This is a genomic window from Azospirillum picis (assembly GCF_017876115.1).
GTDB classification, from domain to species: Bacteria; Pseudomonadota; Alphaproteobacteria; order Azospirillales; family Azospirillaceae; genus Azospirillum; species Azospirillum picis.
Genome location: NZ_JAGINO010000009.1, coordinates 52,931 through 77,704, shown reverse-complemented (window position 1 = coordinate 77,704; position 24,774 = coordinate 52,931). Strand labels below are relative to the sequence as shown.

The 24,774-nt window shown below is 70.3% G+C and carries 24 protein-coding genes and 1 tRNA gene; 10 read left to right on the top strand and 15 right to left on the bottom strand.

Translation table 11 applies throughout. From position 1 onward, the window contains the following. Positions 1-25: 25 nt before the first annotated feature. The 10 genes from J2850_RS14205 to J2850_RS14160 form a co-directional block, all read right to left on the bottom strand. Positions 26-1,087, bottom strand: coding sequence for a protein-glutamate methylesterase/protein-glutamine glutaminase (locus J2850_RS14205; RefSeq protein ID WP_209982691.1), 1,062 nt, complete (start codon positions 1,085-1,087; stop codon positions 26-28). A gap of 3 nt (positions 1,088-1,090) precedes the next feature. After that, positions 1,091-1,771, bottom strand: coding sequence for a chemotaxis protein (locus tag J2850_RS32215; protein ID WP_209982689.1), 681 nt, complete (start codon positions 1,769-1,771; stop codon positions 1,091-1,093). A 3-nt stretch (positions 1,772-1,774) separates the two neighbouring features. Beyond that, entirely contained in the window at positions 1,775-2,686 is a 912-nt protein-coding gene (locus tag J2850_RS14195) for a CheR family methyltransferase (RefSeq protein WP_209982687.1), read from the bottom strand. A 16-nt stretch (positions 2,687-2,702) separates the two neighbouring features. Then, positions 2,703-5,318 carry a methyl-accepting chemotaxis protein gene (locus tag J2850_RS14190; protein ID WP_209982684.1) on the bottom strand — a complete coding sequence of 872 codons (2,616 nt, stop codon included), beginning with the start codon at positions 5,316-5,318 and terminating at the stop codon, positions 2,703-2,705. Positions 5,319-5,395: 77 nt separating this feature from the next. Continuing rightward, positions 5,396-5,950, bottom strand: coding sequence for a chemotaxis protein CheW (locus J2850_RS14185; RefSeq protein WP_209982682.1), 555 nt, complete (start codon positions 5,948-5,950; stop codon positions 5,396-5,398). Between the two features lie 10 nt (positions 5,951-5,960). Continuing rightward, positions 5,961-8,330, bottom strand: coding sequence for a chemotaxis protein CheA (locus J2850_RS14180; RefSeq protein WP_209982680.1), 2,370 nt, complete (start codon positions 8,328-8,330; stop codon positions 5,961-5,963). A 32-nt stretch (positions 8,331-8,362) separates the two neighbouring features. Beyond that, positions 8,363-8,740, bottom strand: coding sequence for a response regulator (locus J2850_RS14175; protein ID WP_211113908.1), 378 nt, complete (start codon positions 8,738-8,740; stop codon positions 8,363-8,365). Continuing rightward, positions 8,725-9,036: an STAS domain-containing protein gene (locus J2850_RS14170; protein WP_209982676.1), complete on the bottom strand. Its 312-nt coding sequence runs from the start codon at positions 9,034-9,036 to the stop codon at positions 8,725-8,727. The genes J2850_RS14175 and J2850_RS14170 overlap by 16 nt, the downstream gene beginning before the upstream one ends. Before the next feature lie 223 nt (positions 9,037-9,259). Then, positions 9,260-9,754 (bottom strand): RNA pyrophosphohydrolase, encoded by a 495-nt coding sequence (locus J2850_RS14165; RefSeq protein ID WP_209982674.1) that lies wholly within the window; start codon positions 9,752-9,754, stop codon positions 9,260-9,262. 20 nt (positions 9,755-9,774) lie between these two features. Further along, on the bottom strand, positions 9,775-10,518 hold the full coding sequence (locus J2850_RS14160; RefSeq protein ID WP_209982672.1) for a sulfite exporter TauE/SafE family protein: 744 nt from the start codon (positions 10,516-10,518) through the stop codon (positions 9,775-9,777). 204 nt (positions 10,519-10,722) lie between these two features. Between J2850_RS14160 and J2850_RS14155 the strand changes: the two genes are divergently transcribed. The 8 genes from J2850_RS14155 (at position 10,723) to J2850_RS14120 (ending at position 19,499) form a co-directional block, all read left to right on the top strand. Continuing rightward, positions 10,723-11,997, top strand: coding sequence for a glutamate-5-semialdehyde dehydrogenase (locus J2850_RS14155; RefSeq protein WP_209982669.1), 1,275 nt, complete (start codon positions 10,723-10,725; stop codon positions 11,995-11,997). A gap of 211 nt (positions 11,998-12,208) precedes the next feature. Beyond that, positions 12,209-12,769: a nicotinate-nucleotide adenylyltransferase gene (locus J2850_RS14150; RefSeq protein WP_209982920.1), complete on the top strand. Its 561-nt coding sequence runs from the start codon at positions 12,209-12,211 to the stop codon at positions 12,767-12,769. Further along, on the top strand, positions 12,766-13,212 hold the full coding sequence (rsfS, locus tag J2850_RS14145; RefSeq protein WP_209982667.1) for a ribosome silencing factor: 447 nt from the start codon (positions 12,766-12,768) through the stop codon (positions 13,210-13,212). The genes J2850_RS14150 and rsfS overlap by 4 nt, the downstream gene beginning before the upstream one ends. A gap of 25 nt (positions 13,213-13,237) precedes the next feature. Further along, positions 13,238-13,696 (top strand): 23S rRNA (pseudouridine(1915)-N(3))-methyltransferase RlmH, encoded by a 459-nt coding sequence (gene rlmH, locus J2850_RS14140; protein ID WP_209982665.1) that lies wholly within the window; start codon positions 13,238-13,240, stop codon positions 13,694-13,696. Positions 13,697-13,780: 84 nt separating this feature from the next. Next, positions 13,781-15,343, top strand: a complete 1,563-nt coding sequence (gene gpmI, locus J2850_RS14135; protein ID WP_209982663.1) for a 2,3-bisphosphoglycerate-independent phosphoglycerate mutase — start codon at positions 13,781-13,783, stop codon at positions 15,341-15,343. 3 nt (positions 15,344-15,346) lie between these two features. Continuing rightward, the gene (locus J2850_RS14130; protein ID WP_209982660.1) at positions 15,347-16,852 is read left to right on the top strand and encodes a murein hydrolase activator EnvC family protein; all 1,506 of its coding nucleotides are present in this window, start codon (positions 15,347-15,349) and stop codon (positions 16,850-16,852) included. Beyond that, on the top strand, positions 16,853-18,298 hold the full coding sequence (locus tag J2850_RS14125) for a S41 family peptidase (RefSeq protein WP_209982658.1): 1,446 nt from the start codon (positions 16,853-16,855) through the stop codon (positions 18,296-18,298). 13 nt (positions 18,299-18,311) lie between these two features. After that, positions 18,312-19,499 (top strand): divergent polysaccharide deacetylase family protein, encoded by a 1,188-nt coding sequence (locus J2850_RS14120; protein ID WP_209982656.1) that lies wholly within the window; start codon positions 18,312-18,314, stop codon positions 19,497-19,499. Positions 19,500-19,588: 89 nt separating this feature from the next. Here the strand turns inward: J2850_RS14120 and J2850_RS14115 are convergent, their stop codons facing one another. The 5 genes from J2850_RS14115 to rplU all read right to left on the bottom strand — a co-directional run bounded on the left by J2850_RS14115 (position 19,589) and on the right by rplU (position 23,417). Next, positions 19,589-20,239: an HAD family hydrolase gene (locus J2850_RS14115; protein ID WP_209982654.1), complete on the bottom strand. Its 651-nt coding sequence runs from the start codon at positions 20,237-20,239 to the stop codon at positions 19,589-19,591. Positions 20,240-20,241: 2 nt separating this feature from the next. Further along, the gene (gene proB / locus J2850_RS14110; protein WP_209982652.1) at positions 20,242-21,381 is read right to left on the bottom strand and encodes a glutamate 5-kinase; all 1,140 of its coding nucleotides are present in this window, start codon (positions 21,379-21,381) and stop codon (positions 20,242-20,244) included. Next, on the bottom strand, positions 21,371-22,615 hold the full coding sequence (gene obgE, locus J2850_RS14105; protein WP_209982650.1) for a GTPase ObgE: 1,245 nt from the start codon (positions 22,613-22,615) through the stop codon (positions 21,371-21,373). The genes proB and obgE overlap by 11 nt, the downstream gene beginning before the upstream one ends. A 146-nt stretch (positions 22,616-22,761) precedes the next feature. Further along, positions 22,762-23,046 (bottom strand): 50S ribosomal protein L27, encoded by a 285-nt coding sequence (gene rpmA / locus J2850_RS14100; protein ID WP_209982648.1) that lies wholly within the window; start codon positions 23,044-23,046, stop codon positions 22,762-22,764. A 53-nt stretch (positions 23,047-23,099) separates the two neighbouring features. Continuing rightward, entirely contained in the window at positions 23,100-23,417 is a 318-nt protein-coding gene (gene rplU / locus J2850_RS14095; protein ID WP_209982646.1) for a 50S ribosomal protein L21, read from the bottom strand. Positions 23,418-23,626: 209 nt separating this feature from the next. On the opposite strand from rplU, the gene J2850_RS14090 reads away from it, so the two are divergent. Both J2850_RS14090 and J2850_RS14085 read left to right on the top strand, forming a co-directional pair. Then, positions 23,627-23,716: transfer RNA gene (locus J2850_RS14090), tRNA-Ser, on the top strand. Positions 23,717-23,955: 239 nt separating this feature from the next. Further along, a complete protein-coding gene (locus J2850_RS14085) occupies positions 23,956-24,615 on the top strand; it encodes a hypothetical protein (protein ID WP_209982643.1) in 660 nt (219 codons plus the stop codon). Positions 24,616-24,774: the final 159 nt, after the last annotated feature.

Genomic DNA, 24,774 nt, shown 5'->3' with positions numbered 1-24,774 from the left:
TCGTACTCCTGGAAACCCGGCCCGTTCAGGCGGTGCGCGGGCGTTCGCCCGCAGCGTCGAAGGCGCGCAGCATCTCGGCGGGGATGTGCGCGAGCGGCAGTTCGACCGCGACGGCGCCGTTCTCCTTGGCGGCGCGCGGCATTCCGTAGACGACGCAGCTCGATTCCTGCTCGCCGATGGTGAAGGCGCCGGCGTCGTGCATCGCCTTCATGCCGATGGCGCCGTCGCGTCCCATGCCGGACAGGATGACGCCCACCGCCTTCGGGCCGGCGGCCTTGGCGACGGTGGCGAACAGCACGTCGACCGACGGGCGGTGGCCGCTGACCGGCGGCGTGTCCTGGATGTGGCAGACGAAGCCGGCGGTGTCGCGGACGACGGCGAGGTGGCGGTCGCCGGGAGCCACCAGCACCAGCCCCTGTGCCGGGCGGTCGCCGTGGGCGGCAACGCGGACCGCCGGGGCCGACAGCCGGTCGAGCCTCGCGGCGAAGCTGGGGACGTAGCTGGGACCCATGTGCTGGGTGATGACGATCGGCGGGCAGTCGGCCGGCATGGCGGACAGCAGGTCGCGGATGCGCTCCACGCCGCCGGTCGAGGCGCCGATGGCGATCAGCCGCTTGCCCGAGCCGGCGAAGCGCGGCGACGGCAGCACGCCCTGGCCGGCGGCCGGCCGGCGCATGGCCAGGCGGGCGGTGGCGGCGACGCGGATCTTGGAGACCAGCTCCATCGCCGCCGCCTCGAACCCGTATCCTTCGGAACCATCCGGCTTGGCGACGCAGTCGACCGCCCCCAGTTCGAGCGCGCGGATGGCGGCGTCGGAACCTTCACGGGTGAGGGAGGAGACCATCACCACCGGCGTCGGGCGCAGGGTCATGATCTTCTCCAGGAAGGACAGCCCGTCCATCTTCGGCATCTCGACGTCCAGCGTGATGACGTCGGGGTTGGTGGCCTTGATCACCGCGCGCGCCTCGAAGGCGTCGCGGGCGACCCCGGCCACCTCCATCCCGGCCTCGCGGCTCAGGACGTCCTTCAGCATCTCGCGCATCAGGGCGCTGTCGTCGACGATGACGACGCGGATGGGTCTCGGCATGGGTCAGGTCCCTTCCGGGGCGGCGAACGGCGCCACCTTGCCCGCCGCGGCCTGCCGGCGGAACTGCGACATGAAGTGGCGTTCCCGGGTCACGGTCTCGATCGTTGCCTCCGGCCGCAGCAGGCGGCGCAGCGCGCGGCCGGCATGAGGGAAATAATGGATGCGGCGGGCCAGCGTTCCGCCCAGATCCTGCCCGGTCAGGTTCAGTCGCTCCATCCGGACATAGTCCAAGGCGAACCGGCTGTTCAGGCCGCCGATGTCGTAGCTGGAGTCGATGACGCTGGCGCCGCCGAACAGCTTGACCTGCAGGCGCCCGCGCTCCGCCCCGGCGGCGAGCAGCGCCTCGATCAGGCGCTCCATCGCGACGGCGCCGTAGCGCGCGGCGGGACCGGTGCCGGCATCCTCCGCTTCGCTGGCCGGCAGGTCTGGCAGCATGAAATGGTTCATGCCGCCGATGCCCCTGACGGGATCATGGATGCAGGCGGCGACGCAGGAGCCCAGCGTCGTGGCGATCATCAGGTCGGGGCGCTCGCCGACCGCCTGCTGCCCCAGCACCACCTTGATGGTGTCCGTCTTGAACTCGGGATTGTAGTAGACCCTGCCGGCCCGGTTCACGTCGATGGGATGGGCCTTGGACGGCGGTTGGGCGGCCTGGAGGGCGTGGGCGGAAGAGGAGGGGGTCACCGGTCACACCCTGCGGTAGATGGTTGGGCCGGCCTGCTGGAACAGGGTCGACACGCCGTACAGGCTTTCCGAGTGCCCGAGGAAAAGATACCCGCCGGAGCGCAGGAGCCGGGCGAAGTTCTCGATCACCTGCGTCCGGCCGCCGCGGTCGAAATAGATCAGGACGTTGCGGCAGAAGATGGCGTCGAAGGGGCCGGACATCGGCCAGCGCTCGAGCAGGTTCAGCGGCTTGACCGTGACGAGCCGCTTCAGCTCGTCGCCCATCGCCACCGCCGGCTCGCCGTCCAGCAGGCCGTCGTGGGTGAAGCGCTGCCGGATCGCCGGTGGGATGCCGGTCGCCCCCGACAGCGGATAGACGCCGCGCCGCGCCGTCTCGACCATGTGGGTGTCGATGTCGGTGGCAAGGATGCGGGCGTCCCACCGGCGCAGATCGGCTCCCATGCTGCTCACCAGGACCATCGCCATCGTGTAGGGCTCCGGCCCCGAGGAGCAGCCGGCCGACCACAGCCGCAGCCGCGGCCGGGACGCCCCGGCGCAGCGCTGCCGCGCCTCGGGCACGACCACGGAGGACAGGAAGTCGAAATGGTGGGCTTCGCGGTAGAAGCTGGTCAGGTTGGTGGTCAGGGCGTTGACCAGATAGCCGACCTCGCCCGCGCCCTCCTCGCTCTGCAGCATGGCGCAATAGTCGTCGAAATCCGACAGCCGCAGCTCGCGCAGGCGCCGGGCCAGCCGCGCATAGACCATCTCGGCCTTGTGCGGGGCCAGCGCGATGCCGGCAAGCTGATGGAGCAGGCCGGCGATCAGCTCGAAATGATGCCGTTCGAAGTGGAACTCGCGGGTGCCGCCGAACACCGCCGCCATCGGGCGGTGGGTCGCCACCGGGGCGTCGGACAAGGCGGGCGGACGGGCGGTCATCGCGGCACCGGATGCATCAGGCGATCTCCAGCCGCCGGGGATCGGCAGCGGAGCGGTCGGCAGCGGACCGGCCGGGGGAGCCGGCGGCACCGCTGCGGTCGAGGGTGAAGAAGGTCATCTGGCCGCGCAACTGGTCGGCCTGCTCCTCCAGCGACCGGGCGGCGGCGGTGCTCTCCTCCACCAGGGCGGCGTTCTTCTGCGTCATCTCGTCCATCTGGGAGATGGCGATGTTGACCTCGTCCAGGCCAGAGGCCTGCTCGGTGGTCGCCCGGGCGATCTCCGACACCAGGTCGGCGACGCGGCCGATGCCGGTCACGATCTCGGTCAGCGCACCGCCCGCCGACCTCACCAGCTCGACGCCCTCGCGGACCTGTCCGCCGCTGTCGAGGATCAGCGTCTTGATCTCCTTCGACGCCTGGGCCGAACGCTGGGCGAGCTGCCGCACCTCCTGCGCCACCACGGCGAAGCCGCGCCCTGCGTCGCCGGCGCGCGCCGCCTCGACCGCGGCGTTCAGCGCCAGAAGGTTGGTCTGGAAGGCGATCTCGTCGATCACCCCGATGATCTCGGCGATCTTCTGCGACGACTTCTCGATCCGCCGCATCGCCTCGACGGCGCTGGTCGCCACCTCGCCGCCGCGCGACGCGGCGGCACGCGCCTCGGTGGCGTAGCCGTTGACCTGCTGGGCGTTGTCGGCGTTGGAGCGCACGGTGGCGGCGAGCTGTTCCATGCTGGCCGCGGTCTCCTCCAGCGACGAGGCCTGCTGCTCGGTCCTCTCCGACAGGTCCATGCTGCCCTCCGCCACCTCGCGGCTGGCGACGGCGATGGAGGTGGTCGCCTTGTCGATGCGCCGCACGATCTCCGACAGGTGCGCCACCGTGCCGTTGAAATCGTCCTTGAGGCGCTGGAACACGCCCTCGTACTGCTTGTCGATGCGGCGCGTCAGGTCGCCCTGCGACAGCGACCCGAGCACCGTCGCCAGTTCCTCGGTGACGGCGGCGACGTTGCCGGCCAGCCGGTTGATGCCCTCGCTGACCAGGCGGGAGAAGCCGGTCTTGCCGTCGAGCGCGATGCGGTGGCTGAAGTCGCCGCGCACCGCGTTCTCCACCACGGCGCCGATCTCGGCCTCGACCGCCAGTTCCTCGGTCAGGTCGCGCCACTCGATGACGGTGCCCAGCCGCTCGCCCTGGCGGCTGACCACCGGGTTTGCGATGACCTGGAAGGTGCGGCCGCCGGTCTTCGCCAGGCCGCGATGGGTCTGCGTCAGGCCGGACAGCAGGTGGCGCTGGTGGCCGGGGTCGCGGTGGAAGGAATCGAAGCTGCGGCCCACCAGCATTCTGCTGTCGAAATCCGGCATCGCCTTGCGGATGTCCGCCTCGGCGTGGCGGAACATCGCCAGGATCGACTCGTTGGCGTAAATGATCCTGGCGTCGGTATCGGCCATCATGATGTTGGCGGACACCTGCTCCAGCGCGATGCGCGACCGCAGCGCCTCCACCGCCTCGTCCTTGAAGGCGGCGACGGCGCGGGCCATGTCGCCCAGCTCGTCCTGCTGCGCGGTGTGGGGAACGGCCACCGCCAGCTTGCCCCCGGTCAGTTCCGCCATCACGCGGCGGATGCCGGTCACCGGCCCGATGATCGAGGCGGCGATGCGGTTGGCGGCGACGGCGCCGACCAGCAGCGACAGGACGCCGATGCCCAGCACCAGCCGGCTGGTGAAGGCGGCCTGGCGCTCCGCCTCGGTGTCGATCGCGGCCGCCGAACCCTGCACGGCGGCGACGATGCCGTCGATGGCCTGGACCAGCCCGGCGGCCACCGAACCCACCTCGGCGATGCGCTCGTCGGCCAGCCGGTTGGCGGCCACCGCGTCGCGGAAGGCGGCGCGATAGTCGGTCGCCTGTGCGTCGATGTCGCGCAGCGTGGCCATCAGCGCCGGGTTGCCACGGAAGGCGGCCGTCAGCTCCGCCAGATGCCCGCTCAGTTCCTTGCCCTGGTCGTCGACCTGAGGCGCCGCGGCCGGATCGCGCAGGCCGAGCGCGCGGTTGGCGGCGAAGCGGACCATGGTCCAGTGCTTCTCCGCCTCCTGGGCGCTGATCGCGGCGTCCTTGTCGCCGGAGGCCGCAGCCGCGGCGGCGACGGTCTCGATCGCCCTGGTCACCCTGGCGCCGAGCGGGTCCATCCGTTCGTGCAGCGCTTTGGCGGCCTGGGTGCGGGACTCGCGCACGGCTTCGAACCGGTCATGGTAGACGCCGTGCAGCGCCGCCAGCTCGTTGAAGGCGGCGGCATGGGGCGAGGAGGACAGGCCGGTCTTCCGCTCCGCCAGAACGGCGTCGAACTGGGCACGCTGCTGCTGCAGCCGTGCCAGCGCCTCCGGAGTGCCGAGGTCGACATACTCGCGTGCGCTCAGCCGCTCGGCGCCGAGGCGGCTTTCCAGATCCTTGGCGAAGACCGCGAGGTTTCCGGTGCGCATCACCGCGTCGACGTGACGGCTCAGGCCGTCCAGCCCGAACATGCCGGCCGCGGTCTGGGCGGCGATCAGCAGCAGAAGAAGTCCGAAGCCGAGCCACAGCCTTTTGGAAATGCCCATGTCGCGCAGGAAGGATCCCGACAGGATGGTCGAGCGGTGCTGGCTCATGGCATTCGTCTCCCGATATTATTCTTGTTCCGCCGGCGGTCCGCCGGGAAGCCGGGGCACCGCGACGGTCAGGTTCGTTAGGGGGCGGGGGCTGCCGCGGAGGCCGCGCGCAGAGCCGTCTCCGGCTCGCCATGCTCCCCGGCGAACAGCCTGTCGACGCTGAGCAGCGTCACCATCCGGTTCTCCGCGGTGTAGAGGCCGCTGAGATACTCGGCGTCGACCAGGCCGTTGTCGACGTCGGGCGGCGGCTTGATCTCCTCGTGACCGATCGCGAGGATGTCGGAGATGGCGTCGACCAGGATGCCGCGCGTGCGTTCGCCGACCTGCATCACCACCACCACGTGGCGCTTGGACACCTGGGTCGGTCCACCGCCGAAGCGCGCGCGGAGGTCGAAGATCGGGATGATGATGCCGCGCAGGTTTATCACGCCGCGGACATAGTCCGGCAGGTTGGGCAGTCGGCTTTCCGGCGTCCAGCCGCGGATTTCCCGGACGGCGAGGATGTTGACGCCATACTCCTCGTTGCCGACGGTGAAGGTGACATACTGCTCGTCGGTGCCGTTGGCGGTTCCGCCCATCGGCTGAAGGTCGGAGCGGGGGCCGACGGAGGCGATTGCCGTTGAACTGCTCATCGCTTTGACCTCAAACCGGTTGGCGTTGATGCGATTCCGGCCGCTCCGCCAGCACCGGCCGGGCCGTCGGCCGTGGCGTGGTCTGCGGGGGCGGCAGGGATCCGGAAAGGGAGTTGGCGGATGCCGGGCCGCCCGGAGCGGTGCCGGCGCCGTGGCGGCTCATCTCGCGCAGGCCGGCGACGTCCAGGATCAGGGCGACCCGTCCGTCGCCGAGGATGGTGGCGGCGGCGACGCCGTCCAGCCGGCGGAAATTGGCTTCCAGGCTCTTGATGACGACCTGCTGCTGGCCCAGCACCTCGTCGACGACGAGGCCGAGGCGGGCGCCGTCCTCCGTCTCCACCAGGACGACCAGCCCGCGGGTGGCGTCGTCGATGGCCTTCGGGATGCCGAACAGCCGGTGCAGGTGGACCAGCCGGACATATTCACCGCGCGCCATGATGACGTCGCACTTGTTGACCAGCCCGTGCAGGTCGGCGGGCTTGGGCCGCAGGCTTTCGACGATGTTGGTCAGCGGCAGCACGAAGCGCTCCTCGCCCACCGAGATCACCATGCCGTCCAGCACGGCCAGCGTCAGCGGCAGCGACAGCACGAAGCGCGAACCCTCGCCGGGCGTCGAATAGACGCCGATGCGCCCGCCCAGGCTGGAGATGTTCCGCCGCACCACGTCCATGCCGACGCCGCGGCCGGACAGGTTCGACACCTGGTCCGCGGTGGTGAAGCCGGGCAGGAAGATCAGGTTGTCGATCTCCTCGTCCGTCAGGGTGGCTCCCGGCTGGACCAGCCCCTTCTCGATGGCCTTGGACAGCACCTTGGCGCGGTTGATGCCGCGCCCGTCGTCGGTCACCTCGATGACGATGCGGCCTGACCGGTGGGCGGCCGACAGGTGCACGGTGCCGGCGCGGGGCTTGCCGGTCCGCTCGCGTTCCTCCGGGCCTTCCAGCCCATGGTCGATCGAGTTGCGGATCATGTGGGTCAGCGGGTCGACGAGGTTCTCCACCACCGTCTTGTCGACCTCGGTCGTCTCGCCGGAGGTGACCAGCACCACCTCCTTGCCGGTCATGGCGGCGCATTCGCGCACCAGCCGCGGCATGCGCGAGAAGACGCTGGACACCGGCTGGGCGCGGATCGACATCACGCTCTCCCGCAGCTCGCGGGTGTGCTGCGCCAGGCCTTCCAGCCCCTCCAGCAACTCCTGGAACTGTCCGGGCGGCAGGTCGCGCAGGTGCTCGGCGATCATCGCCTGCGTGATCACCATCTCCCCGACCATGTTGACCAGACGGTCGATCTTGTCGAGGTCGACGCGGATGGTGTGGGCGGCCGGGCCGGCATGGTCGCCCGCCGGTCCGCCGGTGCGCGGCTTGCCGCCGTTCCCGGCCGCGGTGCCGGGGGCGGCCTGGGTCGGGGCGGACGGAACGGGCGGGGCGGCCGGTGCGGCCTGCACCGCCGGAAGGGCCGGCTCGGCCGGTGCCGCCGGGCCGACGCCAGGCGACGCCGTGCCGGCGTCGGCCCGGCCGGCGGGCAGGACGGCCGGCGGCGGTGCCTCGACGCTGATCTGGATGTCGCAGTCGTCGGCGACGAATTCGAACACGTCGTCGATCTGCGGGCGGCCCACCTCCGGCCCGGCCAGCAGCGTCACCGTCCAGGACATGTGAAGCAGTTCGGCGTCGAGGGCGGCCAGACCGGGCAAGCTGTCCAGGTGGCAGACCACCTCCGCGTCCCCCAGCCGGCGCAGGGCGCGCAGCATGTAGGTCGGCTCGTTGCCCGACAGAAGCAGGTCCGCCTTGGGACGGAAGACGACGGTCCAGCGCAGCTTGCCTTCGGGCACTGTTCCGGCGGGCACCGTCCCGGCGGGCGCCGCGTCGTCGCGGGCGGCCTGGATGGCGGCCAGCGCGTCGCCGAAGATGCCGGCCTCGTCATCCTCGTCGTCGGCGTAGTGGGTGGGGGGCGCCGCGGCCGGCGGGGCGGCGGGGACTGCCGTGCCGGGCGCGGCGTCGGCCTGGACCAGGACGCGCCGCAACGCCGCGACGGTGTCGTCGGTGGTGCCTGCCGGCGCGTCGGTGCCGTCGGCGGCATGGGCGAGCATGCGGGCCAGCACGTCGTTGGCGCGGATCAAGGTGTCGACCAGTATGGTCGTAACCGGGATGTCGCCGTTGCGCACCCCGTCCATCACCGTCTCGAACTCGTGCGCAAAGGCGACGAGGTCGTTGAAGCCGAAGGCGCCGCCGCCGCCCTTGATCGAATGGACGGCGCGGAAGATCGCGTTCACCTCGTCCATGTCGACCTCGCCGGGGGCAAGGCGCAGCAGGCCGGACTCGGCGACGGCCAGCAGTTCGGCGCTTTCGTCGAAATAGGTCTGCTTGAAGCGGCTGAGATCGTCCACGGGCCTTTCCTCTTTCGCTGCCTTGCTCGCGGTCAGCCGCAAACCTTCTGGACCACCGACACCAGCTTGTCGGGGTTGAAGGGCTTGACGATCCAGCCGGTGGCGCCGGCCGAGCGGCCTTCCGCCTTCTTGCTTTCGTCGGCTTCGGTCGTCAGCATCAGGATCGGCAGGGTGCGGTGCGCCGGGATGGCGCGCAGCTTGCGGATCAGCGTCAGACCGTCCATCACCGGCATGTTCAGGTCGGTGATGACCAGGTCGACCTTGGCGGTGGCGATGGCGCTCATGGCCTGCTGGCCATCCGCCGCCTCGATCACCTCGTAGCCGGCGCCACGCAGCGTGAAGGACACCATGTCGCGCATGGTGCGCGAGTCATCCACCGTCATCACTTTCTTCTTCACGCTCGGCTCCATCGATTCAACCAGGCGGCGAGCCCGAGGTCTTCGCACGCGTCCAACAGGGTTTGCGACGGGGCGGCGAGGGCGAAGGCGGCCCCCCGCTCGGCCGCGTCGCGCGATGCGACGACCAGCGCCTGGATGCAGGCGGCGCTGACGCGCTCCACCGAATCAGCCCGGACGGTGACGTCGCCCGACGCCTTGAAGGCGGCCCGCAGGCTGTCGACCAGCGGCTGGGCCATCGGCAGGTCGAGATCGCCCGGCAGGTCCAGGCCGACCCGGCCGTCCAGTTCGCTCCATCTGATCAGCGACATGCCACCCCTCCGTCAAAGCCGTGCCGCTTCTTGCGCATTCCGGTTGCAGCAGCGACGTTGCCAGAGCCCCCTCAAAGATTCGTTAAACCGCACTCTCCATCGGGAGGCCCGGCTTTTGGAACTTGGGGATAACCGCAATCATTTTTGGGACATGAGCGATCGGCCGGCGATGCCGGGGCGCAAGGGGGCTGGGACGGGGCGGGCCGGCTCCCGCCTCCGGCGGTCAGGCTCCCTTCAGCCGGGCGATCAGCGGACGGAACTCCGCCAGGACCGATTCGTAGACCGGGCGCTTGAAGGCGACGATCAGGCCAGGCAACGCCTCGGCGTCGATCCATTTCCAGGCGTCGAACTCCGGATGCGCGGTGTCGAGCCGGATGTCGGCCTCGGTACCGGTGAAGCGCGCCAGCATCCACATCTGCTCCTGCCCGCGCCAGCGGCCCTTCCACACCTTGCCGAGCAGGTCGTCGGGCAGGTCGTAGCGGTGGGGGGCGGCGCTCATCGCGATGAACTCCGCCTTGGCGGTGCCGATCTCCTCCTCCAGTTCGCGGAAGGCGGCGGTGCGGGCATCCTCGCCCTCGTCGATGCCGCCCTGGGGCATCTGCCAGTCGGCCGCGGAGCCGTGCCGCTTCGCCACGAAGACCTCGCTGCGGCCGTTCAGCAGCATGATGCCGACGCAGGGACGGTAGGGCAGGGCACCGCGGTCGATGGGGGTGGTCATGGTCGGGGGCTCCGTCGGGATCAGGTCTTGGTGGCGAAGAAATAGACGCTCATCGCCGCCCCCACCAGGATGACGAACCGGCGCAGGTGCGGCGGCGGGATGCGGCGGGCGATCGAGGCGCCGGCATAGCCCCCGGCCATCGCCGCCGCCAGCATGATCAGCGCCTCGGTCCAATAGACGGCGCCGCCGGCGACGAAGGCGCAGACCGCCACCGCGTTGAGGCAGCCGGAGACCAGCGACTTCAGGCCGTTCATCGCATGCAGGTCGGTCAGGCCGAAGACGCCGAGCGTCGCCAGGATCAGGATGCCGATGCCGCCCCCGAAATAGCCGCCATAGACGGCGATGAAGAATTGGATGGCCAGCACGGCGCCATGGCCGACGGTGCAGTGGCGGCGGATCCAGGCGGATGCCTTCGGGCCGACCGCGAACAGCAGCGTCGCGAACAGCAGCAGCCACGGCACGATCGCCTCGAAGACCCGTTGCGGCGTCCACAGCAGCAGCAGCGCACCCAGCAGGCCGCCGACCAGGCTGATGCCCAGGAAGGAGGGCAGGTGGATGCCGCGGATCCGTCCCAGCTCGCGCCGGTAGCCGAAGGCGCTGGCCAGCGCGCCGGGAGAGACGGCAACCGTGCTGGTGGCGTTGGCGTTCAGCGGCGGCACCCCGGCCATGATCAGCGCCGGGAAGGTCAGGAAGCTGCCGCCTCCAGCCACGGCGTTGAGGACGCCGGCGAAGAAGGCGGAGACGATCAGCAGCAGCGTCAGCATGGAGGGCGCGGTCCCGGCGTCGTATCGGAATGGAGTGAACGGTGGCGGCCGGAGTTTGCCCGGCGGGCGGCCGATCGCCCATCACGATTTCCCCCGCCCGCCTTCGTCGGGCCGGACCTGTTTCATAACCGCACCACTTCCGCAGCCGGAAACGATCCGTTAAGGTCTTCATCCCTTTCACGCAGAGTGTGCCCGGAGGCACCCATGTCCGCCCTGCTCGACACCACAGACGCCCTGCACGACCAGATGCTGTCCCTCGGCAGCAAGGCGCGCGCCGCCGCGGCCGCGCTGGCGACCGTGCCAGGGCCGTCGAAGGACCGGGCGTTGCGGGCGGCGGCGGCGGCCATCCGCGCCCGCGCCGGCGAGATCAAGGCCGCGAATGCCGAGGACATGGCGACGGCCCGCGACCTGTCCGGCCCGATGCGCGAGCGGCTGATGCTGGACGACAAGCGCATCGAGGCAATGGCCAAGGGGCTGGAGGACATCGCCGACTTCCCCGATCCCATCGGCGGGGTGCTCGCCGAATGGACGCGTCCCAACGGCCTGCGCATCCAGCGTGTCCGCGTGCCGCTGGGTGTCGTCGGCATCATCTATGAAAGCCGGCCCAACGTGACGGCGGACGCCGGCGGCATCTGCCTGAAGTCGGGCAACGCCGCCATCCTGCGCGGCGGGTCGGAGAGCATCCGCTCGTCGCGCGCCATCGCGGACTGCCTGGTCCAGGGCCTGCGCGAGGCGGGATTGCCGGAGGCGGCGATCCAACTGGTTCCCACCACCGACCGCGCCGCCGTCGGCCATATGCTGAAGATGCGCGACCATATCGACGTCATCATCCCGCGCGGCGGCAAGTCGCTGATCCAGCGCATCGCCGACGAGAGCCGGGTGCCGGTGATCAAGCATCTGGACGGCAACTGCCACGTCTATGTCGATGCCGCCGCCGATCTGGAGAAGGCGCGCAAGGTGGTGCTGAACGCCAAGATGCGCCGCACCTCGATCTGCGGCGCCGCCGAGACCCTGCTGGTCGACCGCGCCGTCGCCGGCACGGTGCTGCCGGTGCTGGTCAGGGACCTGCTGGACGCCGGCTGCGCAGTGCGGGGCGACGCGGCGGCCCAGGCGGCCGACCCGCGCGTGACGCCGGTGGCGCCGGAGGACTGGGACACCGAGTATCTCGACGCGGTGATCGCCTGCGGCGTGGTGGACGGGGTGGATGCGGCGATCGACCACATCAACCTCCACGGCTCCCACCACACCGAATCGATCCTGACCGAGGATCCGGAAACGGCGGAACGCTTCCTGGCCCGCGTCGACAGCGGCATCGTGCTGTGGAACGCCTCCACCCAGTTCGCCGACGGCGGCGAGTTCGGCATGGGGGCGGAGATCGGCATCTCCACCGACAAGTTCCACGCCCGTGGCCCGGTGGGGGCCGAGCAGTTGACCAGCTACAAGTATGTCGTGCGCGGCGATGGCCAGACGCGCCCCTAAGCGGGAAGCCCTCTCCCGTCCCGGGAGAGGGAGGGGACCCGCCGCAGGCGGGGAGGGTGAGGGGCGATCTGGACATGGAGCCCCTGATCCTTGCATCACCCCTCACCCTTCCCATGCTGCGCATGGGCCCCTTCCCTCTCCCGGGGCGGGAGAGGGACTCCGCGCCCCCCACCTCTATTCCGGTCCGCTCTATGCGGGCCTCACCGTCGGCATCCTCGGCGGGTCCTTCAACCCGGCCCATGCCGGGCACCGGCACATCAGCCTGTTCGCCCTCAAGGCGCTGGGGCTCGACCGCGTCTGGTGGATGGTCAGCCCGCAGAACCCGTTGAAGCCGGCGTCCGGCATGGCCTCCCTGCGCGAGCGGCTGGCGGAGGCGCGGGCGGTCGCCGCCCATCCGCGGATCGAGGTGACGGCGATCGAGACGGAGTTGCACACCCGCTTCACCGCCGACACGCTGGCCAAGCTTCAGCGCCGCTTCCCGAAAACCCGCTTCGTCTGGCTGATGGGAGCGGACAATCTGCGACAAATTCCGCGCTGGAAGCTTTGGACACGAATCTTCGACTCGGTGGCCGTTGCGGTTTTCGCCCGGCCCACCTATTCTCTTAGTGCGCTGAGCGGCCAGGCCGCCCGGCGCTACACCCGTCGGCGGGTGTCCGTGTCGGGGGTGAAAGGGCTGGCGCGCCGCAGGCGGCCGGCCTGGGCGTTCTTACGCAACCCCTTGCATCCGGCCTCGGCGACGGCGATCCGGCTGGCACGGGCCTCCGGGTCGTGAAACCGTTGCAAGAGGTTGGAGCCATCACCACGCACACCGAAACGGCCGCGACCGCTCCGCGGCCAGCCGCCGTTCCCCAGATCCTGGAACCGCAGGACCTGAAGGCGCTCATCCAGGCGTCGCTCGACGCCGACCAGGCGGATGACGTGACCGTCATCGATCTCGCCGGGAAAACCACCTTCGCCGATTACATGATCGTGGCGTCGGGCCGCAACACGCGGCACATCGCCGCCATGGCGGTGAAGCTGGCCGACAAGCTGAAGCAGGCCGGCGTCCGCGGCGTCGAGATGGAAGGCCTGACCCAGTGCGACTGGGTGCTGGTCGATGCCGGCGACGTGATCGTCCATCTGTTCAAGCCGGAGGTCCGGACCTTCTACAACATCGAGAAGATGTGGGGTCTGGACCTGCCGAAGCCGTCCGATGCGGCGCGGCTGAGCGCCTGACGGACCGGAGGCGGAGGGCCGCACCATGCGACTGTGGCTCGCCGCCGTCGGGCGGTCGCGGGGCGGACCCACCCGCGACCTGTTCGACGAGTATGTCGGCCGGCTGAGCTGGCCGTTCACCTTGAAGGAGGTGGAGGTGAAGAAGCGCCTCCCCTCCGACGAATTGAAGCGGCAGGAGGCCGAGCTGCTGCTCGGCGCCATTCCCGCCGGCGCCGTCGTCGTCGCACTGGACGAGCGCGGCAAGGCTCTGCCCAGCGAGGCGTTCGCCGCGAAGGTCGGCGACTGGCGCGACCGCGGCACCGGCGACCTCGCCTTCCTGATCGGCGGCGCCGATGGCCATGGCGAGACGGTGCGTGCGCGGGCCGACTTCCTGCTGGCCTTCGGGCCGATGACCTGGCCCCACATGCTGGTGCGCGGCATGCTTGCGGAGCAACTCTATCGCGCCCAACAAATCCTGGCCGGCCATCCCTATCACAGAGCGTGAGCGTTACCGGGCCGGCGCCGGAACGCGCCGGAGCGAATAAAGACGAAACTCCGAGACCACAACCTTTCGAGAAAGGTAAGCGCGATGACCGAGACCACCCGACCCCGCCCCGTCGTCCTGTGCATCCTGGATGGCTGGGGCTATCGCGAGGAGCGGTCCGACAACGCCATCGCGCTGGGCCAGACCCCGAACTGGGACCGGCTGTGGTCGGGTGAGCCGACCGCCTTCCTCAACGCCAGCGAGGAGGAGGTCGGGCTGCCCAAGGGCCAGATGGGCAACTCCGAGGTCGGGCACATGAATCTCGGCGCCGGCCGGGTCGTCATGCAGGACCTGGTGATGATCGACCATGCGATCGTCGAGGGCGAGCTGGAGCGGAACGCCGCCCTCACCGGTCTGGCCAAGCGGCTGCGGGAGACCGGCGGCCGTGCCCACCTGATGGGGCTGCTGTCGCCGGGCGGCGTGCATTCCCACCAGGACCACATCGCCGCGCTCGCCGGCGTGCTGTCGCGCGAAGGCATCCCGGTCGCCGTCCACGCCTTCACCGACGGCCGCGACGTGCCGCCGCAGAGCGCAAAGGACCAGGTCGCCGAGTTCATGGCGGACGTCTACGAGATGCCGGGCGTCGAGGTGGCGACCGTCATCGGCCGCTACTACGCCATGGACCGCGACAAGCGCTGGGACCGCGTCGCCAAGGCCTATGCCGCCATGACCAGGGGCGAGGGCGAGCGCGCCGCCGACCCGATCCAGGCGATCGAGCAGAGCTACGCCGCCGACAAGCACGACGAGTTCATCCTGCCGACCATCATCGGCGACTATGCCGGCATGAAGGACGGCGATGCCATCCTGATGGCGAATTTCCGCGCCGACCGCGCCCGCGAGATCCTGGCGGCCTATGTCGATCCGGCCTTCGACGGTTTCCCGGTGGAGGGTGCGCCCAAGCTGGCCGCCGCTGTCGGCATGGTCGAGTATTCCTCGTCGCTGGCCAAGCAGATGACCACCATCTTTCCGCCCAAATCGCTGACCAGGGTGCTGGGCGAGGTGGTTTCCGAGGCCGGATTGAAGCAGCTTCGCATCGCCGAGACGGAGAAGTACCCGCACGTCACCTTCTTCTTCAACGGTGGCGAGGAGCGGGTCTACGAAGGCGAGGACCGCATCCTGGTGCCGTCGCCGAAGGTCGCCACCTATGACCTGCAGCCGGAGATGTCGGCCGGCGAAGTGACCGACAAGCTGGTCGCCGCCGTCGAGTCCGGCAAATACGACCTGATCGTCGTCAACTTCGCCAACCCCGACATGGTCGGCCACAGCGGCATCCTGGAGGCGGCGATCAAGGCGGTGCAGGCGGTCGACGGCAGCCTCGGGCGCCTGGAGGCGGCGGTGCGCCACGCCGGCGGCACCATGCTGGTCACCGCCGACCACGGCAACTGCGAGCTGATGAAGGACCCGGAGACCGGTGGGCCGCACACCGCCCACACGCTCGACAAGGTGCCGCTGGTCCTGGTCAACGGCCCGGCCGGCGCCCGCATCGACAGCGGCCGCCTCGCCGACATCGCGCCGACCCTGCTGGGCCTGCTGGGCCTGCCGCAACCGGCCGAGATGACCGGCCGCGACCTGCTGGTCCGCACCGCCGCCCGCGCGGCGGCGGAGTAACGGATGGCGCCCGTCCCCTGCGCGCTCGATGCCCCCTCTCTTCCCCGGGGCGAGAGGGGCGCGTGGCGCGACGGCGCAAGGGGACCGGGGGGCGGTGCGGTTTCCCGGGCGGGCGAGGGATTGGCCGCCGGCTTCGTTCTTGCCGCCGCGCTGTGCCTCGCCCAGCCGGCGGACGCCCAGGGGCAGGGGGATGCTCCCAAGGATGCGCTGAAGCGCGTCGAGCAGCAGATGCAGACCGGGAAGGACCGCCAGCAGCAACTGGAGCACCAGTCCCAGGCGTTGCAGGCGGAGCTCGACGACCTGCGCGGCAGGCTGATCGGGCTGGCGGACCAGGCGCGTGACCAGGAGCAGGCGCTGGGCGGTCTGGAGGAGTCGCTGACCGCGCTGGAAGCGGAGGAGCGGGAGCGCTCGGCCAGCCTGGACGCCGAACGGCGGCAGATCGCCGCCCTGCTCGCCGCCCTCCAGAGGTTGGCCCGCATCCCGCCGGAGGCGGCGCTGGCCCGTCCGGAAAGCCCGGTCGACACCTTGCGCTCCGCCCTGCTGCTGCGCGACGCGGTGCCGGCGCTGCGCGCGCGCTCCGACGCGCTGGCGAAGGCGCTGGAGGCGCTGGCCGACACCCGTGGCAAGCTGGTCGACCGCCGGGCCAAGGCGCTGGCCGCCCAGGTGGCGCTGGCCGAGAAGCAGGGCGAGATGAACCGCCTGATCGCCCGGCGCGAGGAATTGTCGCGCCAGACCGAGGAGGAGCGGGTCCAGGTGGCCCGCCGGATGGCCGACCTGTCCGGCCAGGCGGCCGATCTCCGCCAGTTGATGGAGAGGATCGAGGCCGAACGCCGCGCCGCCGCCGAGGCTGCCGCCCGCAAGGAAGCCGAGCGGCGCGAGGCGGAGCGCCGGGAAGCGGAACGGCGCCTCGCCGAACAGCGCGAGGCCGAACGCCGGCTTGCCGCCCGCAAGGAGGCGGAGCGCAAGGACGCCGAGCGCAAGCTGGCCGAACTGCGCGCCGCCGAGCAGAAGGCGGCGGAAGAGAAGGCGATGGCCGAGCGCCAGGCGAAGGAGGAGGCGGAGCGGGAACGCAAGCTGGCGGCGCGCGCGCCCTCCCGCGATACGGGAAACGCCTCGCAGGCGGACGGCATGCTGCTGCCCGTCGCCGGGAAGCTGACGACGCGCTACGGCGAGACCGACCGCTACGGCGTCGCCAGCCGCGGCGTCACCCTGCAGGCCCGCGCCGGCGCCACCGTGGTGGCGCCGCGCGGCGGCACGATCGTGTTCGCCGGCCCGTTCAAAGGGTATGGCCTCATCTTGATCGTGGAACACGGCAACGGATATCATAGTTTGATTGCGGGTTTGGGCCGGATCGAAACGGCCGTCGGGCGTAAGGTGGCGGGCGGCGAGCCGCTGGCCGTCATGCCGGCGGACGGCGAACCGGATCTCTATTTCGAGCTGCGACGAAACGGCCACCCGATCAACCCGCAGCGCGGGTTCGGCGCCCCGGAGGGGAAAGGACAAGGGTAGATGAAGATGATCAAGCGAGCCGCCGCGGCGGCTGCTCTGGTGTTTCTGGGCGCCGGCGTCGCCACCGTCACCGCGCAATCCAGCAATTCGTCGGACACCTACCGGCAGCTCAACCTGTTCGGCGATGTCTTCGAGCGCGTGCGCGCGGAGTATGTCGAGCAGGTGACCGACGAACAGCTCATCGAGTCGGCGATCAACGGCATGCTGACCTCGCTCGACCCGCATTCCAGCTACCTGAACAAGAAGAACTTCCAGGACATGCAGGTGCAGACCCGCGGCGAGTTCGGCGGGCTCGGCATCGAGGTGACGATGGAGAACGGCCTGGTCAAGGTCGTCTCGCCGATCGACGACACCCCGGCCTTCCGTGCCGGCCTGCAGCCGGGCGACCTGATCGTCCAGCTCAACGGCGAGGCGGTGATGGGCCTCAGCCTGAACGACGCGGTCGAGAAGATGCGCGGGCCGGTCGGCAGCGAATTGAAGGTCACCATCCGCCGAGGCGAGGCGGGCGAGCCCTTCACCGTGTCGCTGACCCGCGCCGTCATCAAGGTGCAGTCGGTCCGCTTCCGCACCGAAGGCGACATCGGCTACATCCGCGTCACCAGCTTCAACGAGCAGACGCAGAGCGGGCTGGAGAAGGCGATCACCTCCATCCAGCAGCAGGTCGGCGACAAGCTGAAGGGCTATGTGCTCGACCTGCGCAACAATCCGGGCGGCCTGCTCGACCAGGCGGTGTCGGTGTCCGACACCTTCCTCGACAAGGGCGAGATCGTGTCGACCCGCGGCCGCAAGGCCGAGGAGGGCACCCGCTTCAACGCCAAGCCCGGCGACCTGATCAAGGGCCTGCCGCTGGTGGTGCTGATCAACGGCGGTTCGGCCTCGGCGTCGGAGATCGTCGCCGGCGCCCTGCAGGACCACAAGCGCGCCATCATCATGGGCACCCAGTCCTTCGGCAAGGGGTCGGTGCAGACCATCATCCCGCTGCCCGGCCACGGCGCCATGCGGCTGACCACGGCGCGCTACTACACGCCGTCGGGCCGCTCGATCCAGCAGCTCGGGATCACCCCGGACATCGAGGTGCATGTCGCCAAGGTGGAGGATCTGGACAAGAACATCGTCCGCCGCCGCGAGGCCGACCTGAAGGGGGCGCTCGCCAACCCCGACGCCGCCAACCAGAACCGCCCGCCGAAGCCGGCGACGACCAACCCTGCCGCCCCGGGCACGCCGTCGGCCCCCAACCCGGGCGCCGCGCCCGACGCGAACAGCAGCGCCCCCGGTGCGGCACCGGGGGGGGCGCCGGGTGCAGCGCCGAACGCCGCTCCGAACGCCGCTCCGACCGACGGCGCGGCGGCCGATGGCGACCAGCAGCCCTTCGACTTCCAGCTCGCCCGCGCGCTGGATCTGCTGCGCGGCGTCGCCCTGTTCCAGCAGCGCGCGGCAGCGCGCTGACCGGGGCCGGGACGTGAAGGCTCCCGCTCTGCTCGGCCGTCTGCGCTTCGACATCCGCAGCCTGCGCCCCAGCCTCTCCCGGCTGCGCCGGAAAGGGGGTGGGGCAGGGCGTGAGCCGTACCGGCGCCAGCCGGGCAAGCCGCTCTCCAAGGCGCTGCTCGGCACCGTCGCCGCGCTGGCGGTGGCGGGCGGGGCGCTGGCCGGCTGGCTGGCGCTGAACGCCGAGGAGACGACGCGGGCCTGGCAGGCGGCGATCCCGGCGGCGACGGTGGCGGTGGCGCCGCTTCCGCCTGCGGAACCGCCGAAGCCGCCGCCGGAGGCGAAGGCGCCGTCGGCGCCTGCTCCCCTGGCGACCGACGGCGCGCCGCTGCCCCTGCCGGGCCAGCCGGCGGCCGCGGTGTCGCTGACGCCCGCTCCGGTTCAGGGGCTGGTGGAGGACAGCCGCAACGGTCCCCTGCCGCGCATCGCCCAGGACGGCCGCAAGCCCTGGCAGGTCTATGCCCGTCCCTTCCCGGCCGCCGACAAGCGGCCGCGCATCGCCATCGTGATGACCGACCTCGGCCTCAGCGGGGTCACCACCGGCAACGCGCTGGCCAAGCTGCCGGCCGGCGTCACCTTCGCCTTCGTCCCCTATGCCGAGCGTCTGGACGACTGGGTCGAACGCGCCCGCGGCGCCGGGCATGAGGTGATGCTGTCGGTGCCGATGGAGCCGCAGAACTACCCGCGCGACGATCCCGGACCGAACGCCCTGCTGACGATGCTCGGTCCCGACCGCAACGTCGAGCGGCTGGAATGGTCGTTGGGCAAGGCGGTGGGATATGTCGGCATCACCAGCACCACCGGCAGCAAGTTCACCGCCAATCCGGGGGCGATGCAGCCGGTGATCGACGCGCTGAAGGCGAGGGGGTTGCTGTTCGTGGACGCCCGCGCCAATCCGCGGAGCGTCGCCGGCCCACTGGCGAACCTTGCCGGCGTGCCGCGCGCGTTGGCCGACCGCACCATCGACCGCGACCTGTCGCGCGGCGCCATCGACGACCAGCTTCGCGAGCTTGAGGAACTGGCCAAGACCAACGGCGCCGCCGTCGGCTTCGCCTCGCCCTATCCGACGACGATCGAGCGCATCAACCTGTGGATGACAGCACTCGGCGACCGCGGCATCGCGCTGGCGCCGGTGTCGGCGGTGGTGAACATCCAGAAGTAGGGGGCCGGTGCAGGCTGTCCCGCCTCCACCCTAACCCTCCCCGCTGGACGGGGGAGGGCTTGGGTTCGGGCCGGCGCGCGAAGCTCGCCTCAGCCGCAGAGCTCGTCCCAGTCCAGGCTGGCCGGATCCTCGACCAGATGGTCGAGGGCGTCGAAGACCACCGCCGGGTGCTGGGGCCAGGCGATGGTCAGCATGCCGGCGGCCTTGGCGCTGCGGGCGCCGGTGGGGCTGTCCTCGATCACCGCGCAGGCCTCCGGCGGCAGGCCCAGCATCGAGGCCGCCAGCAGGTAGGGCTCCGGGTGGGGCTTGCCGTTGACGACGTCCTCGCGGGCAATGCTGAAGCGGAAATGCGGGATCGCCATGGCGCGCATGTTGGCGTCGACGATCATGCGGCCGCCGTTCGACACGCAGGCCTGCGCCAGCCCGCGCGCCGCGAAGGCCTCGACCAGCGCGAAGGCGCCCTCGCGCGGCTGCACCTCGGCCACGCGGGCGATGTACTGCGCGTTGATCTCGTCGGTCAGGCTGTGCAGGTCGATGGGGAAGGGGCGGCGGGCGTGGAGCGCTGCGTAGATGTCGCGGAAGGCGACGCCGTGCATCGCCTGGCAGTCCTCTTCGCTCAGGTCATGGCCGTAGACCCGGCAGAGGTCGACGGTGATGCGCTGGTGCCAGGGCTCGCTGTCCATCAGCGTGCCGTCGATGTCCCACAGCACGGCGCGGATCGGAAGGCGTTTCGGGGCCATGCTCACCGCATCACCAGATCGTCACGATGGATCATCTCGTCCCGGCCGCGATAGCCCAGGATCTCCTCGATCTCGGTGCTCTTGTGGCGCAGGATGCGGCGGGCGTCCTCGGCGCTGTAGGCGACCAGCCCACGCGCCAGCTCGCGCCCGTCCTGGGCGCGGACGATCACCACGTCGCCGCGGTCGAAGTCGCCCTGGACGGCGCTGATGCCGGCCGGCAGCAGGCTGGCGCCATGGGAGAGCGCGCGCAGCGCGCCGTCGTCGACCACCAGAACACCGGTGGCGTTGACGTGCCCGGCGATCCAGGCCTTGCGGGCGCTGCTGGGTTCGGCCGAGGGCAGGAACCAGGTGCAGGGCGCGCCGCCATCCTCCGGCCGCCTCTCCAGCGCCGCCAGCGGGTTCATGCGCTTCCCCTTGGCGATGACCATGCGGCAGCCGGCCGACAGCGCGACGCGGGCGGCGGCGATCTTGGTCACCATGCCGCCGCTGCTGTAGCCGGGCGGCGGCTCGCCGGCCATGCCCTCGATCTCCGGCGTCAGTTCGCGCACGGTGGGGATATGGCGGGCCTCGGGGTCCTTGCGCGGGTCGGCGGTGTAGAGGCCGTCGATGTCCGACAGCAGGACCAGCGTGTCGGCGCTGACCATCTGCGCCACCCGGGCGGCCAGCCGGTCGTTGTCGCCGAAGCGGATCTCCGCGGTGGCGACGGTGTCGTTCTCATTGATGACCGGGACGGCGCCCAGCTTCAGCAGGGTGTCGATGGTGCTGCGGGCGTTCAGGTGGCGCCGCCGCTCCTCGGTGTCCTCCAGCGTCACCAGCACCTGCGCGACGGTGACGTCGTGGCGGGCCAGCGTCTCCTGGTAGGCGTGGGCGAGCCTGATCTGCCCGGTGGCGGCGGCCGCCTGCTTCTCCTCCAGCTTCAGCGCTCGGCCGACCAGGCCGAGGTGCTCGCGCCCGCAGGCGACGGCGCCGGAGGTGACGATCACCACCTCCTGGCCGCGCTTGCGGCAGGCGGCGACGTCGTCGGCCAGGGCGTCGAGCCAGTCGCGGCGGATCTGCCGGGTTTCCCCGTCGACTAGGAGGGCCGAGCCGATCTTCACGACCAGCCGGCGGGATTCGAGAAGGGTTGGGGCGTCAGGCGCCATGGCGGGAGGTTCCGTCCGTATCGTCGTCCGAGCCGTCCTCTTCGTCCTCCGGCTCATCCCCGTCAAGGCCGTCGTCGGAGTCGCCCTCCGGTTCCTCGTCATAGAGGTCTTCGTCCTCGCCGCCGACCCATTCGCCGGTCTCGTCGTCCCACCGCATCTCGCCGTCGTCGGGCAGCTTCTGGCCGACCGGCGGGCGCGGGATGGAACGGGTGGCGGGGGCGTGGATGACCTCCGGCTCTTCCGCCTTCGACTCCTTGATGACCGTCAGCAACCGGTAGAGCACCTGCTTCACGCCCTGGCCGGTGGCGCCCGACAGCACCATGACCTCGGCGCCCGACGCCGCCTCCAATGCCGCCTTCTTCTCCTCGATCTCCTCGTCGAGCAGGGCGTCGGCCTTGTTCAGCCCGATCACCTCCAGCTTGTCGGCGAGGTTGCCGCCATAGGCTTCCAGTTCGTTCCGGATCGTCCGGTAGGACGCGACGACATCGTCCGCGGTGCCGTCGATCAGGTGCAGCAGGATGCGCGAGCGCTCGACATGGCCGAGGAAGCGGTCGCCCAGCCCATGGCCTTCATGCGCGCCTTCGATCAGGCCGGGAATGTCGGCGATGACGAACTCCTCGTCACCGGCGCGGACGACGCCCAGGTTGGGGGCCAGCGTGGTGAAGGGGTAGTCGGCGATCTTCGGCTTCGCGGCGGTGGTGGCGGCCAGGAAGGTCGACTTGCCGGCGTTCGGCAACCCGAGCAGCCCGGCGTCGGCGATCAGCTTCAGCCGCAGCCACACCCACTGCTCCTGCCCCGGCCAGCCGGGGTGGAATTTGCGGGGCGCGCGGTTGGTCGGCGTCTTGAAGTGGGCGTTGCCGTGTCCGCCGTCGCCGCCACGCAGGAAGACGCGGCGCTGGCCGGCTTCCGTCAGGTCGCACAGCACGGTTTCCTGGTTCTCGTCGAGGATCTGGGTTCCCACCGGCACGCGCAGGACGACATCCTCGCCGCGCGCGCCGTTGCGGTTGCTGCCCATGCCGTGATGGCCGCGCTGCGCCTTGAAATGCTGCTTGTAGCGATAGTCGATCAGCGTGTTCAGGCCTTCCGCCGCCTCGATGATCACGTCGCCGCCGCGGCCGCCGTCGCCGCCGTCGGGGCCGCCGAACTCGATGAACTTTTCGCGACGGAACGCCACGGCGCCGGGGCCGCCGTCACCGCTCTTCAAGAACACCTTGGCCTGATCGAGGAACTTCATCGGGGAACCCTGCCCGTAAACGGAAGGAAAACCGGCAGCGGGACAGCACCGGAATCAAAACGAAAATCGGGGGCCGGTCGCCCGGTCCCCCGACTTATCCCACAAGCGTGCTGGCCTGAGACACAGGCCGCGCAACGACCTCAGGTTTACTCCGCGGCGACCGCCGGGGCCTGGTCATTGGCCGGAACGACGTTCACGAAAGTGCGGCCGTTCGAGCTGTGCTTGAAGAAGACCTGGCCGTCGGCCATCGCGAACAGGGTGTGGTCGCGGCCGATGCCGACATTCTCGCCCGGGTGGAACTTGGTGCCACGCTGGCGAACGATGATGTTGCCGGAGATGACGGCCTCGCCGCCGAAGCGCTTCACGCCGAGACGGCGGCCGGCGGAGTCACGGCCGTTGCGGGACGAGCCGCCTGCCTTTTTGTGTGCCATGGGGTGTTGCTCCTAATGCTGAGAAGAGGTGCCGAACCGATCCGCGATGCGGATCAGGCCGCGCCGTTGATGCCGGTGATGCGCAGGACGGTCAGGTCCTGGCGGTGGCCGTTCTTACGGCGGTAGTTCTGGCGACGCTTCTTCTTGAAGACGATGATCTTCGGGCCGCGATCCTGGGCGACGACCTCAGCCACCACGTTGGCGCCCGCGACGGTCGGGGTGCCGATGGTGGTGTTGCCGGCGTCGCCGACCATCAGCACGTCTTCGAGCGTGATGGAGGCGCCAGCTTCGGCGTCGAGCTTCTCAACACGGATCACGTCGCCATTGGCGACCTTGTACTGCTTGCCGCCGGTGCGGATCACTGCAAACATTGTCGTCACTGCCTATGTCAAAACAAACGGCGGGCTTCTCGCCCACCGTTCGATGCGCAAGCCCGTTCATGGGAGCGACGATCTATACTCACGAGGGGTCGGAAGTCAACAGCCAAGCAGGCCGGACGGTGCGCATTTTTCCGCAAAAAAGGCTTGCGCGCTCCAAAGCCTTTCGATAGGTTCCGCCGCACCCCGCCAGACGGGGCAGCGGATGGGTGGCAGAGCGGTTGAATGCACCGCACTCGAAATGCGGCATACCTTCACGGGTATCGGGAGTTCGAATCTCCCCCCATCCGCCATTCTCTCTCCTGAGCGCATGAGACGCAAGGCGAGAGACGAGGCATGAAGCGCCAGCCCGAAGGGTTCGGCGCTTTTTTTCTGTTCGCCTTCCGGTCCTCCCCTTTTGCGCCCGGACGGCCCGATGGCCGTTCGCCCGGCTGGTTTGTTGGTCATTCCATCACCAACGCCCAGATCCCGCTCCCAACGATCGCCGCCGGACCGCCCGGCGCGGGATGCCACCGGAAGGGTTGCCGCCGTCATGAACACGCTCAGCCGTCGCGATGGATGCCTGCGATTCTCCTATGTGGCTGAAGGCGGCCTGCGGGTGGAAGGGTCGCAGGATGCGGCGCAGCAGGTCCTGGTCCTGCGGGTGACGGCGGCGCGTGGGCGGGTGATCCATATGGATGCGATCCCCTGCGACGATCCCCGCGTCATCCTGGAGGCGTTGCGCGAGTGGGGCGAGCCGCCCGCCGAGGTGCTGGACGCCCTGCCGTCCCTGGGCGGCAACACGCTCCTGCTCGACACGCATCTCGGCGACTCGGTGCGGGCCACGGTCCGGCGGCATGGCCTGACCGTGGCGGTGGTGTTCATCGACGGCGACGGCCGGCGCGTCGCCGAACTCCGTGCCGGCAGCCTGACCGCGCTCGATGCCAAGGCCGGATCGCTGCTGCGGCTGTCGCAGCGCACGCGGGAGGTGCTGAGCGCCTGGCTGTCGGCCGAGCCGTTGTGGCTGGCGGCGTTCCTGCTGGGCGGACCCTTCCTGGGGGCGTTGCTGGTGCTGCTGGGCGCGCGGGTGTCGCCGGAACAGGTGCTGGTCACCGCCTATGCCGCCGCCGGCGGCCTCGTGGCGGCCTACGAGCTGATGCGGGCGGGCTACGCGCAATGGGTGCTGGCGCCGCCCGACCAACCGCGCCGCTGACGCGGCCCGCGCGTGCCGGGGGCGATTCTCGGAGTCACCCATCGGATTCTCCCGTTGGCTCCACATGGGCGCTGGTATTGCGGATACGCCGCTGGACGGAAAAACAACGCGGACCCCGCACCTCTCCGGCATCACCGCTTCCACCATTCCTTCCACCGC